The organism is Aeribacillus sp. FSL K6-8210 (assembly GCF_037963925.1).
GTDB classification, from domain to species: Bacteria; Bacillota; Bacilli; order Bacillales; family Aeribacillaceae; genus Aeribacillus; species Aeribacillus composti.
The window spans coordinates 3679777-3693771 of sequence record NZ_CP150172.1; the positions used below are offsets into that span (position 1 = coordinate 3679777).

9 protein-coding genes are annotated in these 13995 nt (G+C 39.2%); 2 read left to right on the plus strand and 7 right to left on the minus strand.

Annotated elements, in window-relative coordinates:
- Positions 1 to 90: 90 nt before the first annotated feature.
- The 7 genes from ltrA to NSQ41_RS17810 form a co-directional block, all read right to left on the minus strand.
- Positions 91 to 1350: a group II intron reverse transcriptase/maturase gene (gene ltrA / locus NSQ41_RS17780; protein WP_094245397.1), complete on the minus strand. Its 1260-nt coding sequence runs from the start codon at positions 1348 to 1350 to the stop codon at positions 91 to 93.
- Between the two features lie 1213 nt (positions 1351 to 2563).
- Positions 2564 to 3745: an IS701 family transposase gene (locus NSQ41_RS17785; protein WP_063388773.1), complete on the minus strand. Its 1182-nt coding sequence runs from the start codon at positions 3743 to 3745 to the stop codon at positions 2564 to 2566.
- Positions 3746 to 3868: 123 nt separating this feature from the next.
- A complete protein-coding gene (locus NSQ41_RS17790) occupies positions 3869 to 4663 on the minus strand; it encodes a DeoR/GlpR family DNA-binding transcription regulator (protein WP_339210542.1) in 795 nt (264 codons plus the stop codon).
- A gap of 166 nt (positions 4664 to 4829) precedes the next feature.
- Entirely contained in the window at positions 4830 to 5603 is a 774-nt protein-coding gene (gene fabG / locus NSQ41_RS17795; RefSeq protein WP_339210544.1) for a 3-oxoacyl-ACP reductase FabG, read from the minus strand.
- Between the two features lie 36 nt (positions 5604 to 5639).
- Positions 5640 to 7076 (minus strand): APC family permease, encoded by a 1437-nt coding sequence (locus NSQ41_RS17800; RefSeq protein WP_339210546.1) that lies wholly within the window; start codon positions 7074 to 7076, stop codon positions 5640 to 5642.
- A 56-nt stretch (positions 7077 to 7132) separates the two neighbouring features.
- On the minus strand, positions 7133 to 8149 hold the full coding sequence (locus tag NSQ41_RS17805; RefSeq protein WP_327864091.1) for a phosphotransferase: 1017 nt from the start codon (positions 8147 to 8149) through the stop codon (positions 7133 to 7135).
- Positions 8150 to 8177: 28 nt separating this feature from the next.
- A complete protein-coding gene (locus NSQ41_RS17810; RefSeq protein WP_327856109.1) occupies positions 8178 to 9440 on the minus strand; it encodes an aminotransferase class III-fold pyridoxal phosphate-dependent enzyme in 1263 nt (420 codons plus the stop codon).
- Between the two features lie 623 nt (positions 9441 to 10063).
- On the opposite strand from NSQ41_RS17810, the gene nagA reads away from it, so the two are divergent.
- Both nagA and NSQ41_RS17820 read left to right on the plus strand, forming a co-directional pair.
- On the plus strand, positions 10064 to 11248 hold the full coding sequence (gene nagA / locus NSQ41_RS17815) for an N-acetylglucosamine-6-phosphate deacetylase (RefSeq protein ID WP_339210548.1): 1185 nt from the start codon (positions 10064 to 10066) through the stop codon (positions 11246 to 11248).
- A gap of 2392 nt (positions 11249 to 13640) precedes the next feature.
- Positions 13641 to 13976: a hypothetical protein gene (locus NSQ41_RS17820; protein ID WP_339210550.1), complete on the plus strand. Its 336-nt coding sequence runs from the start codon at positions 13641 to 13643 to the stop codon at positions 13974 to 13976.
- Positions 13977 to 13995 lie beyond the last annotated feature (19 nt).

Genomic DNA, 13995 nt, shown 5'->3' on the forward strand with positions numbered 1-13995 from the left:
AATTTTATACCGCTAACTTGACGGGTATGGGGTGACTAACCCCCGACCTCTCACACCACCGTACGTACCGTTCGGTATACGGCGGTTCAATTAAGTATGACGTAGTGCTTGATATCTTTCGAATAGACTTCTTAACCCTCGACGCTTCCAATAGGAGTTGTCGAGGGTTTTGTGTAGAATGGGACTGCAGGCAATCCGCCAATATTTCTTGCGTGTATTGCCCCATTCGAATGCTTTATGGCTTGGAACTTCTAATCCTCTGAGTTTCCGAATTCTTGTTTTCGGGGTTTTCCATTCTTTCCACAAACACATCCGAAGCCTTCGTCTAATCCATTCATCAAATTCTTTGAACTTACTTGGTGTTTCTGCCAAGGCAAAATATCCGCACCATCCCATTAAATACTTATTCAGTTTCTCAATCCTTTTCTCCATTGGATACGGTTTCGACCTTGATGTAATTTCACGGATCTTGTTCTTCAAACGTTTCACACTTTCGTTCGCAATCCGTACCTTTGGAGTCTTATTGAGTGTGAAGCTGAAACCGAGAAACTTCCGTTTCCAAGGACGGTCTACCGCCGATTTCTCTTTATTTACCTTGAGCTTTAACTCCTTCTCTATAAAGTTCGTAATGGAGTTCATGACACGAATTCCTGCTTTCTTTGTTTTCACATAGATGTTACAGTCATCCGCATACCGAACAAACTTATGTCCACGTTTCTCAAGCTCTTTATCCAATTCATGAAGCATGATGTTTGATAAAAGTGGACTAAGCGGGCCGCCTTGAGGCGTTCCCATGTCCGTTTCCATTACCACTCCATTGATCATCACGCCTGATTGAAGATACCGGCGAATTACCTTCAGTAGAATTCGATCTTTGATCGTTTTCGCCAAGATCCCCATCAGTTTGTCGTGATTCACCTTGTCAAAGAATTTCTCTAGGTCTATATCGACTACCCAACGATATCCTTCTTTGATATAACCCTTTGCTTCCCTAACCGCATCATGTCCCCTTCTACCTGGTCGGAAACCATAGCTATGGTTCGAGAAGGTCGGATCAAAGATTTTCGTCAACACTTGGGCAATCGCTTGTTGGATGAAACGATCCGTCACGGTAGGGATCCCTAGAAGTCTTACTCCACCGTTCGGTTTCGGGATTTCGACTCGACGGACGGGTAAGGGCTTGTAGGTTCCTTCTCTCAACGACTGTCGAATGGAGTCCCAATTTTCGTAGAGGTGTCTTCGTAGGTCTTTTACGGACATGCCATCTACTCCGTGACCTCCTTTATTCTGTTCGACTCGTTTCAGTGCCGCCAGGAGATTTTCCCGTGACAAAATCATTTCCATCAACATTGATATCCTCTCCACGTGAACGAATTCTTCTATTTGTGCCATCTTCTGCTCCACCCTCTTGAAGTCCCCCGTGGGATTCACCACTTCCTCCTTCAAGTAAGTCCTATCGGATTGTCTGCTTCCACACAGAAGGTGAACGCCTAGCGATTCGTTCTCCTTAATTGTTCAGTCCTTCCTCTTCCATCTCGAGCTTGAAAGAGTACTATGACTTCTGCTGACTTCTGACTGTTCAGTTATCTATCACTAGATAGGTTACCAAGGTTACTTGGCGTGCCAGCCAGACCTCCCCGGGTAAGTACATGCACTTTCACACCATCTATCCGCCTCATTTACTCGATATGACCTTCGACAGAAAGGGCTTTGTTTTGTCTTGCAAACTCACCCAGTGATACCTAGCCTCATATGAAGTTCGTGTTCCGAGAGACCTTAAAGTTTGCCGCTCGCTTCCTTCAGATTCCGCGTCACCACGGACACCCTTGCGTTAAGCTAACTGCTACTTCTGCCTTCGCAGCTCGGGACTTTCACCCTATAGATTACACCCATGCCGGGCGCACACACAAAAGAAAGCTTGTCGTCTTTTTTCACGCAAGCTTTATTTTACAATAGTAAAGTATTCTCTGATAAAACTGTTGTAACCGCCTGATAACTTTGAACATTTTTTGCTAATTAGTAGTGGACACTTTACTGGAAGTTAGTGCTGGCATTTTGTCACTTTACTTGGAGCCTCTGCGGACAAGATTATTAGCCAGGAAGCCAGATATATCAATGAATCTGGCTCAGCCGACAAAGGCTATCATGCCCGCCTCTCCAAATAAAGTGCACGTCTCTACTGGAAAAAAGTGTTCAATCTTACTTATTCAGCATTTTTAGGTAAGAAAGTGTTCATTTCTATTTGGCGGTTACAACTGTCGGATCTCAATATTAATTGTATAAATTAATCTTTGTTTTCTGCTATTTCTTTATAATATTTTTTGAAACTATACCCTTTAAAATTAAAATTCCGTATTTTATCAGTATGTTACTTTTAATACCATTACGATTACATAATGTCTTCTTTTTTCTTTACCCACCTTGTGAGTTATTCATTTTATAGTGCATACCAATATTTTATAAAAGCGGCTATCAACTTTGACGAAAACCTGAATTATCTACTGTAGTTGAGCAATTTTCATTACAATAATTACCATGTAAAAAGAGACAAACGGAGTACCCCTTATGCCACATGAAGCTGTTTTTTAACGACATCAATGGGAATATCTTGTTTCGCTGCATCGTAAATAAACTCCACGAGGCTATGTCCTTTCTTCTTTCGAAGGAAGTCAAGCCCGGTAGAGAAATCGCTGTTGGATTCGACCATACTGTACACATAAGCGAGTTGCACCAAGATCCAATACCGTTTCACCGCCCGACGTTGACGAACGCGGTACCCATCGAGCTTCAGCTGGTCTTTCGCTTGTCGAAAAAAGCATTCGATCGACCAACGCTGGGCATAGTAGCGCAAGATCTCTTCATCGCTTAGCTCCCGGTCGGTGCTCAAGACGCAGTGAAGATGTTCAGGTGTCATCGGCTGATCGGCTTTCCAAGCCAACAACACAACGGCATCATCGAGACCTTTCAGCGCTCCCTCGTAGCGATACACGCGATAACGCTCTTCTCCCACCGTGACGAGATGGGTGTCGTTCGGTTCGATATAGCGGGCAAACTGTTTGGCTTGGATGGCGATGCCTTTTGGATAAAGAACCCGATTCGTCTTGAGCATCGCAATGACGTGGAATCCTTTTTTCAGGCAGGCTTCCACGAGTGTTTTCGATGGGTACCAAGAATCCATCAGCACATAAACAGAACCGTGCACATCCAAAGAAGAAAGCATCTCGATGGCCCATTGACCCTTGCTTTTCCCATCCGCCTTGTCGTAGAGGCGAAACGCAAAGGGAAAGGCTTGCGTCATCGTATGAACCATGAGCCAGACGAGAGAGTGTCCCCAAATCGACTTTTTGTCCGCGTGAGAATAATGCCAATTACACCCTTCAATAGCGTGTTTCGCCTGTGACGAAGGCTTCGTTTTTCGGCAGATCGTATCATCGATCGAAACAAAAATGGGGTGATTCTTTCGCTTGGCCGTTCGTTCCACATGACGAAGCATCCACTGCTGGAGTTTGCGAAGCAAGATTTCTTCATCCCAAGGGCTTTTCGTGAAAAAATGGCTCAGTGTCGTTCGATGGTTGGGATGAAAGCTCTCATGATGCAGATCGGTCAAGGTTCCCACAAATCCTTTCGTTGTCAGCGCATCGATAATATGAACGAGATGCTTCATGACCGGCTTAGAGAAATAAAGGGCCAGCCCCAACATTGCGAAAAACTTGTCGATTCCTTGGTGATGTGGTAGTCTATTCATGAGACATGAACCTCCTTGAGAATGGTTTGGTGACACATCTATTCTAATCAAGGAATCGGGTTCATGTCTCCTTTTTTGTTCGGATGTAAATTTATGTTAGTGAATTTGCTCATCTACAGTTATCTAAAAAGAATTCTCAAAATCTTCTTTATCCGGAAGCAGTAGTTTAATGTTTTTTTCTTCCAGTTGTTTTTTCCAATTTTTAGGGTAGTCCCAATCTGATATTATGATAGACACTTTGTCAAGTGGGCATATATGTGCGAAAGTGGATTCACCTAATTTCGTATGATCTGCTAATACGATGAGTTCTTCTGATCGTTCTATCATAATGTTTGAAATATGTGCTTGGTTCAAGTCATAGTCTGTGATGCCTTCTTTGAGAGAAACTCCGCCTGCCGAAATAAACGCTTTATTTGCTTTTAGTTTATATAATGCTGTTTCTGCAAGCGGCCCCGTTGTTGACTTCTGGTTTATATCAACTTCTCCGCCTATAAAAATAATTTTGCCTTTAAAAACTTCAGTCGCCAACAACATTGCTGGCCCTGAATGTGTAATAAGAGTAACGTTTTTTTTGTTTCCTAAATACCGTATCATTTCCAACGGAGTTGTTCCATTCCCGACCATTATGATATCTCCATCATTAACAAGAGAAGCAGCCATTTTGCCGATCACTCTTTTTTGCTTCGAGTTAATGGCAGACTTTTCATCGAATGGAGGCTCCCACGGAAAAGAAGCAGCTAGAACAGCTCCGCCGTATACTTTTTTCAACCTCCCCTCCTTTTCTAATCGGTCCAAGTCCCGTCTAATCGTTTCAGTTGATACATCGAGTGTTTCTGCTAACTCAGAAACATGTAATTTTTCTTCATCTACCAACTTTTTTAGTATAAATTTTTTTCTTCGTTCAAACGCCAGTGACACAAAAAATCCCTCCAAATTTTCAGCATTCAGGAGCTGTCCCGTGAGTGATTATTCCGCTTATGAATACCTCTTTTTATTTCAAAAACTTGAAATAAAACATTTCTTAATTTTTAATGTCCTATTGGGACCTCCTCCTATCTACCATTTATAAAATTAGATGCTTCCATTAAGCCATAGCATCTAAGTTTTCAGGAATCGTTTGCCCTCCATCTACTATAATCGATTGTCCAGTAATGTAGCCTGCCTCTTTTGAAGCGAGAAAACATGCAGCATAAGCAATATCGTCAACATGTCCAAGTCTTTTTAATGGAATAGAAGCAGCCATTTCATTAAGATAATTTTCACCTAAATTCTCTAAACCTTCAGTAACGATATTCCCTGGCAGTACAGCGTTAATGGTAATATTGTATTTAGCTAGTTCTAGCGCAGCTGATTTCATAAATCCTAGTTGTGCTGCTTTGCTCGCTCCATAGTGAGACCATCCTTTGTAACCTGTTAAAGGGCCTGTAATGGAAGATGTCAGAATAATTCTTCCGTATTCTGCATTTTTAAGATAAGGGAGGGAGGCCTGTATCGCGTACAAACTCCCTTTGGCGTTTGTATTCATTACAGTATCCCATTCTTCACCCGTCATCTCCTCAATTGCTGCACTTGGAAAAATTCCTGCATTTGAACATAGTATATCTATTCCACCAAACATATCTGCTACAGACTGTGCAACTTTTTTCATCGAATCCAGATCTGCAACATCTCCTTGAAAGCTATTTGCACTTCCACCGTCATTTCTAATCTGTTCAGCACATCTCTCTGCCGCTTCGGCATTTCTAGCCACGACCGCTACATTTGCACCTTGTTTTGCGAAAACGACTGAGATTCCTTTTCCAATACCTTTGCTTCCTCCAGTTACCATAACGGTCTTTCCTGCCAATGACGTAAACATGGTTCAATCCCCCTCTATTTTCAATAATCATACTTTTCAGACATCTAAATGCGGAGGCAATTTCTTAAATCCTTTTGTCTTAATTATTAAGTAAATGACTCCTATTGCCAGCCAAATTGTTCCAATGAGTTGGGCAACTGGATCCATACTGATCCAAACATAAACTATTACGAAAAAACCTAATAATGGAAGAACCAAATAGCGAAGATGCCTCCACCCTGTCGGTTTCCAATTTGGCACACTTCCTAAACTTAAAGGTGCTTCTCCTTTTTTCTTCACATAATATAGCCAAATGACTGATAAATTCAGTGCTGCAAATCCAAACAATGCTCCGTAGTTCACCAAATTAGATAGTGTCGCTATATTGGAAGAAAGACCTAAAATAAACTCAACTGCAACGATAATCACAATGCTCCAGTGAGGCGTTTTCCACCTTTTGTTGACTTTAGCAAAGATGGACTTCGGCAAAAGTGTATCTCTTCCCATTCCATATAATAGTCTTGCACCCGCAGCAGTAGCTACCAAGTTAAAAACTGCCAACTCAGTTAAATATCCTGCTGTAAAAAAGATAGCAAATCCTTCTCCTCCGGTCATTTTTGAAACTTGAAACAAAACAGTGTTCATCCATGTTTCATCGCTAATATGCTCTTTCCAATCGGGAATAGCTAACATCCCGACATACCCACACATAAACATTGTTAATGTTCCAATTCCAATACACCAATAGATGGCTCTTGGAATATCCCTTTTCGGTCTCCGTGTTTCTTCTGACAGCGTTGTGATCGCATCAAAACCAAGAAAGCTGAATACTGCAAGAGATGTAGCTGCTATTAAACTTGACAAGCTTTCAAATTGAAAAGGCTGTGTGCTGAACAATGTCCCTGTTCCAAATCCGTCAAGGTGAACAGCTTTTGCCCATACTAAAATAGAAGCCCATACGACAAATTCTCCAAGAACTAACAGCCAAAGACCCATTTTAGAAAGAAGTTCCACACCAAATAAGTTTAATAATCCTGTTCCAATGGAGAAAATAGCAAGTAGAACCCAATAAGGAACGTCAGGAAAATACTGCTGGGCAAAAAAAGCTGAGCTAGATGCCGTCACGGTTGGAATTAAAATATAGTCTAATGTTAAAACCCATCCAGCTATAAACCCAAAATACGCATTCCATCCCCTGCCGACATAGCTGTAAACCGATCCGGCAAGCGGGAAATTCCGAACCATAACAGAATAACTAAAAGCTGTTAAAAGCATTGCAATACCTGCAAGCAGATATGGAAGAGCTACCGTCCCGCCCGAAGTTTGCAATAGTAATCCAAAAATAATGGCAGGTGCAATGGGAACCATATAATTCAACCCAAATGCTGTAAGTTGCCAAACATTCATAGTTCGTTTGAGTTCTTGTTTATAGCCGAATTTAGATAAATCGGCTGTATAATCCAACAATCCTTTTTCTTTTTCTTGGGCAAGCATATCGTTGCACCTCCAAATACTTCGTAAAATAAATTAGTAAAGTAGTTAACCGTTTTTTATCCATAGCGGTATAAATATTTTTCTGCCAATGGTACTGTTTGGAAAGTAAATTCTGCACCCATTTTTTGGGCAGTTTCATTATCTGAATGACTGCTGATCCAGCCGATTAGCATTAACCTGCGAAGCATTATAAATGTTGGAATCTCTTCTTCCTCTTCCTTTGAAAGAGTTCGAACTTTTTTATATCCTTTCAACCAGGACTGTATTAAATCAGGTACATAATCCTTATGTTCTATAAAACTTAAAGCAGCGGCCAAATCATATAAATACCAGCCAAAACCACAATCATCAAAATCAATGACTTTTAATTGATCGCTCTCTACAAGAAGATTGGCAAGCCGCAAATCTGCATGGATCAATCCGAAACGGTCCGGCGTTTTTCCAAAACGGTTCAATCTGTGATATATCGTATTAGATACTTTTTCAAACAGCTGCACAAGTTGGGGAGTGATTCCTAACCCGTCCTGCCATCTCCCCCATTTTGCTTTTTTTCCTAACATTGTTTCATATTCCCATGTAGGACGGCAGATTATTTTGGATTCTTTCCAATTTTCAACATGGTTGTGCAAATGAGCCGTTATTTCACCAAGGTTTTCAAAATTAAAGAGTAATTCATTCTCATTCATTTCATCAGGAGTTTCGCCCTTTAAATAACTGAACATGACACAATGGTATGGTTGTCCACTATTATTGACGTCAGCAATCTCCTGAATGAACTGTCCATTAGCGCCTGCAATCGGTTCAGGGACAATGATGGATGTATGATTTTTAATTGCCATCATCCAAATGAGCTCAGCTTCAAGCTCTTTTTTCGTATGATAACCTGGACGGTTCAGTCTCAAAATAGCTGATCCCTTTCCATCTTTACGTTCAGCTAAATATGTTATGTTTTCTGAATAATTTAACAGGCGGATGGAAGAAACCTCCGGATAAAATAATTGAACCGCTTTTTTGGCAATTTCACTATAAAATTCGATCACATTACTGTACGAAGGACTTCTCATTGCACACATTTTTCCCCCTCCATTCCACGAAATATTTTTATTGCTGAACTAACTTTGATGCTTGTTTAATACTTCTTTCAACCTTTTCGAGCAATTCATCACAGTAATCTTTGCTGCAAAGAAGCCCAGGCTTAAATTGCAGCACTCGTGGATCAAGCATTGAGTAAATAGCCCATACACCGTTTTCGTATAATGAACGCATAACATACTTTGCTCCTTCTGGATGGTTAAATTCCAGCCCCATCACAACCCCCAATTGACGTATACCTACAAAAAAGTCAGAGGTTCCACGTTTTATGACTTCCAATCCTTTTCGCAAATAGTCTGATATAAACTTAACATTGCTCCTTACTTCCTCTCTCTGGGTAATCTCCAATACTTTCATCGCAACAATGCATCCAAGTTCAGCACCCCCAAACGTAGATATATGGGCAAAACCATCTTCCATCATCCATTGGCCTGCTTTTTCGCTCACTACTGTCGCCGCAATTGGATAAATCCCACCGCTCAACCCTTTGGAAGTGACTAGAATATCAGGTTTTACACCATAATGTTCTATCCCCCACATTTCACCTGTTCGCATTAGCCCTGTTTGCACTTCATCCGCAATATATAAGGCATCATACTTCTCACATAAAGCTTTTACGGCTGCAAGATATCCTTCTTCTGGAAGAGGAAACCCGTAAGTTGCAGGAATTGTTTCTACAATGACACCAGCAACATCATGCTTCGAAAGCTCCTTTTCCATCTCTTCCAAATCATTAAATGGGACATGTACAAATTCGTCCTTATCACCCTCGCTCAAAAAAAGACGCGAGTATCGTTCGTTTCCTAGCGCCAAAGCTAACCCTGTATGGCCATGATAACCATTTTGAATGGAAACTATTTTCTTTCTTTTAGTTGCATATCTTGCACATTTAATTGCTACATCGATTGCTTCTCCTCCGCCACTTGACAAAATCGAATACTTAAGATTATCGGGAGTACAATAATTTAGTTGTTCAGATAGTAAAGCACGAGCAACAGAAGGAAAATGGTGATTCCCTATATCGAATTCTTTTAATCCTTCCTGCAGCGCATCTATGATTTCAGGATTCCGGTGACCAAGGTTGTATGTTCCTCCATTTAAATGAACATCCATCAATTTTTTTCCATTTATATCATAAAAATAATAGCCTTCTCTTTTACCGATCACTAAATCAATACCATCTTTTTTCCATTTCAAAGTTTTTCCAGGATTCCACCACTTAATCGATTTTTCTAAAATATCTGCTTTACTAACACTGATTGTTGCGATCATGCTAATCCCGCCTTCCGATAATATTGTTATAAATTATTACATTTAATGTTATATATTATTAATAAAACCACAACTTGCAAATTGATTTTTTGTGTTTTCTTGTGGTTTTTAGTTAAATAATAATCCTGCTTTTCATCTTTGTCTTAAAATATGTCATTTTTTATTACATATATTTTGGAATTTATTTAAATGGTACTTTTTTTAACATATATTGAAGAGCGGTATCAATGATAAATGCCACAGAATTCATCATGAATTTCTGTTGCATTTTTACAGTTTTGTGATTTATTTTTTAACCAGTTCTCTACCACCTATGGAACAACAAACTGCAAACTAGTATATTATAAAATTTGTTTATTACACATTGAGATTTTTTCATAAAGTTCATCATTATATCGTAAAATGAAGGTAACCAGCACTTTTAACACGAATGATTCGTTGAAGGAAAAGCTACGGGATATAAATGACCAAGCTGCAAAAAAGAATAAGAATTGAATAGTTATTCTTTCGGTTCCTCAAATTACTATACTGAAAGACTTAAAAATCCCATAAAAGTCATTTAACATTTTGTTCCACATAAATACAATTTAGATAGAGAGTGTTACTAGAAAAAGGAGATCTTTATGAACAAGATTTTATTATCGAATATGACGGTATATGCTGAAGAACGAGTTTTCAAAAATGGATATGTATTAATAGAAAATGGGAAAATTCTCGAAGTTGGTCCTCAAGAAAAGCTGACTGTTACAGACGAACGGGTTGAAAAAATTGAAAGCAAAAACAATTATGCAGTTATTCCTGGTTTTATCGATTTGCATATTCATGGAGCAGCAGGCGCCGATACGATGGATGCAACCGATGAAGCAATTCGCAAAATGGCAGCGGCACTCCCCCGGGAAGGAACGACGAGTTTTTTAGCAACAACGATGACAAGCTCTGAACAGCGGATTGAAGAAGCTCTGATCAATGTAAGAAAGTACATGGAAACAGCGAATAAACCCGGATATGCAGAAGTGTTAGGAGTCCACTTGGAAGGTCCGTTTATTTCACCTAAAAGAGCAGGAGCGCAGCACTCAGAAAATATTCTCGAACCGAACTTGCAGTTATTTAAAAAATGGCAGCATATATCTGGCGGAGCGATAAAGCTTGTGACATTGGCGCCTGAAAGAAAAGGTGGAATAGAATTAACCGATTATTTAAAACAAACAGGAGTTGTCGCCTCCATCGGGCATTCAGATGCTTCTTATGCTGAAGCTGCTAAAAGCATACAAGCTGGCATTACCCATGCAACCCATTTATTTAATGGAATGAGCGGATTGCACCATCGCAAGCCTGGAGCTGCTCTAGCAGTGCTCATGCATGATGAGGTGTTGTGCGAAATTATCGCAGATGGCATTCATGTGTGTCCGGAAATGGTGAAATTTGCTTATCAAAACAAAGGAAATGACGGGCTTATTTTAATCACGGATGCAATGAGAGCGAAATGTCTCGGTAAAGGAATCTATGAACTTGGAGGCCAAGAAGTCCAAGTGAATGAAGATCGGGCAGTTTTGCGGGATGGGACGCTGGCAGGAAGTATTTTGAAGCTGAACGATGCAGCCAAAAACATGATGGCTTACACCGGATGTACGCTTCAAGACATTATTCAAATGGCAGCCGTTAACCCTGCTAAACAAATAAACGTTTATGATCGCAAAGGAAGCATTGCAAAAGGAAAAGATGCTGACTTAGTTGTTTTAAATGACCGCCTTGAAGTAGTAATGACATTTTGCCGCGGAAAACTTGCCTATTCACAACAAGAAATGTGACGAAGATATTGCTGCCAGCGAAAGATTACGGTGATATGATCATGAAAGCAGCACACATGATTAGGTAAACAAAAACTGAATTTTGCATTAAGACGGATCAGTTATTGCTGCTTTTACACAACAGCTCACATCAATAAACAAGTTCGCTCTGTGAATCTAGAGAAGATGTGGACTGCATCCATTTAATAAAAAATAGTTACGATCATTTTGTGAAAAAACACCATGCTGATCTTGCAGCGAATTCAACGCCAAATGGATGAACCGGCCAAGTTTAAAAATGCAAACTGTATGTGCAATTAATTGCTCAACTGGGGGGATCGATCTTCAAGTTTTAAGGTCGGATTGAGCATCTTCGGAGACGCCCTTTAGCAGCACTTATCAGAATCGGTATGACTAGCAATCGTTCCATCCTCCCCTCTTTTCTTCTTCGATACTTTCAAAACGCAATTTGCATGATTCATTGTTTAGCTTCACGGTTTCCTTCTCTAAACTTACCGACGATTTCCTTTAGCAGCTACTGACCGCCCCGTTTTGAGCTGTTAGGGGGCATTTCAAGATGATAGAAAGAAATTAAACTATTGCTAAATATTAATTGAAAGCGTCTAGGCAAGTATATCTATGATTTTATGTATTGATTCAAATTGTTTAATTTAGCATTTGGGATGAACACACCATGTCGGAACGACTATGAGCATGTGGGTAAATAGATCATCACCCCTAAAACGATTTGATCGTTTAAGGCTAATATGGATGAATCTTCCTCTTTTTTATGTATTTTTCTATTGCTTTTTCTCTCTTATTTTTGTATAATTTAATCGATATTTTAATTTCTCTCTTTTATTTTTGATTTTTTTTAAGGGTCACCGTATTTCGATGGTCGAGATCGAGTACGGTGTTTTATTTTTGTCTTAGTAATGAAGCAAAATATCTGTTATAGCTTTTTGAAGAAACAGCATGCTGATCAAATAGCAATGTATAACACAACGTTTGTTCCAATGGCTATAGAACCCATTTTTAAGAATTTATCGTAAACTTCTTTGCCCGAAAATAAGAAAATCAAAGGAAAAGACAAGACCATTAAAATCATTAAATAGATTCTATATTGTACATGTTTCTTTCTCAGATACAATTATCCCGTTCAACAATTTCAAAGTTAATATACTTGTTTACTCTCTAAAAAAGTTCCTTCGGTGTTCTCACCACTTCGTATTTAATCCTTAAATTTGATAAAAGATGTTAATGGATGGAAATTTTTATTTCCTAAAATGATCCGTTTTTAAAACAGCTTCCTTTTCCATCGTTTCAATAGTTTGATTTAAAGCATCTTGATCTAAACATATCATAAGCTCTGAACCCCTTGTTTCAGCAATAATCAGTCAGTCTGGATTATTCCGTAATGACGCTTTTATCTATTTTTCATAGGATTATCTTGTTTTCCCTTGATTTTCGGTTAGAGTTCTCCAAACTGATTATATTTTACCGGATACAATTCTTTTATATGGCTATCATAGTGTTTTCGACTTTTTTAGCCATAAAAAATCCCCTCCTAGGTTCATATCAAATGGCCTCTTTTTTTACTGTCTACCTGTAGGGGATAATACCAGTCAGCTTCAATAATTTTGGCAAAACCAAAAAAGGTTATCATGGCTCTCTCTCCATGTATAGCCCCTTTGCATATCACTGCATAAGGATTTTTCGATTCTCTGCCCTTTTATTTTGGAAAAAAACAGAAACCCTAATGAACTGGAAGCTGTACTATGAAGTGCCCAGTTATCAACGATACTAAACTTAGGTTGTGGAAATCCAAATATTGATACCTGAACCATTTGAAATTTAGAGAAATTAAGAACAAAAATAAAAAATTTTAACTTCTAATCAAGTTTTTTATTTGAACATTTTACATTTTTTTGTTCTAAGAGCCATAAGACTTTCAAAAGAAAAAAGGACTTCACCCCTCATTTGCAGAATTTTTGATGTGGCCTAAACACAATAATTCGCTAGGGGGAAGTCACTTAGTACATTCTACAAGAAAGTCTATTTTCCTTTTTGAAGAACTGTAAATTTTAGATTCTAAAGAAAATTTGCCAAATCTTTTTTAGTGCTCTTGATTTACGTCCCTTTGCTAAGCAATTCTTCACCCCAAGGGGGGCTGAAGGTCATTCTAAGGAAAGGAATTTTAAGAGCTCTTATTGCTGCTCCATTAAAAGGTTTTGATACGTTTACAGCCCTTCGTAACCGATTGGATTAAGACATTCGTTCCGTTATCAATGCGGTTTAAATATCGGTCGACCTGAACCATCTACCTCTACTTTTAGTACAGTATTTTCCATGAACACACTCAAAAAAATCTTTATATGATCTTGTCCAGATAGGCCAAGCTGAAGGCGTATCAATGGAGGGCATCAGGCTATCGATAGTGCCGCCATTAACGCCTCTGAAAAGATCAAGCCTAAAAAACAGAGTGAACAACAAGGGAGCAAAGTTTGATTCTTTTAGCAATAAAATCACTTGGTTTGGCCATAAAGTGCATTTTTCTGTAGATACCATCAGTGAATTACCGATTGCGATCGAAGTAACTCCAACTCATGTAAACGATGGAGAAGTCGACCCAACATTGATCGGAAATGTGACAGATTGTACAAATTCCCAAGTCGAATTCCTGATCATGGATGGTGGATGTAACCAACTTTATGAAAAACCGATTAGTTTCTATCAAATTGAAAATTAACAGATGTTAAAAACACCCT

Excerpts from the sequence above, each read along its gene's own strand:
- ltrA (WP_094245397.1), bottom strand. The coding sequence starts at position 1,350 with ATGTTGATGGAAATGATTTTGTCACGGGAAAATCTCCTGGCGGCACTG.
- NSQ41_RS17785 (WP_063388773.1), bottom strand. The coding sequence starts at position 3,745 with ATGAATAGACTACCACATCACCAAGGAATCGACAAGTTTTTCGCAATG.
- fabG (WP_339210544.1), bottom strand. The coding sequence starts at position 5,603 with ATGTTTACGTCATTGGCAGGAAAGACCGTTATGGTAACTGGAGGAAGC.
- NSQ41_RS17800 (WP_339210546.1), bottom strand. The coding sequence starts at position 7,076 with ATGCTTGCCCAAGAAAAAGAAAAAGGATTGTTGGATTATACAGCCGAT.
- NSQ41_RS17805 (WP_327864091.1), bottom strand. The coding sequence starts at position 8,149 with ATGTGTGCAATGAGAAGTCCTTCGTACAGTAATGTGATCGAATTTTAT.
- NSQ41_RS17810 (WP_327856109.1), bottom strand. The coding sequence starts at position 9,440 with ATGATCGCAACAATCAGTGTTAGTAAAGCAGATATTTTAGAAAAATCG.
- nagA (WP_339210548.1), top strand. The coding sequence starts at position 10,064 with ATGAACAAGATTTTATTATCGAATATGACGGTATATGCTGAAGAACGA.
- NSQ41_RS17820 (WP_339210550.1), top strand. The coding sequence starts at position 13,641 with ATGGAGGGCATCAGGCTATCGATAGTGCCGCCATTAACGCCTCTGAAA.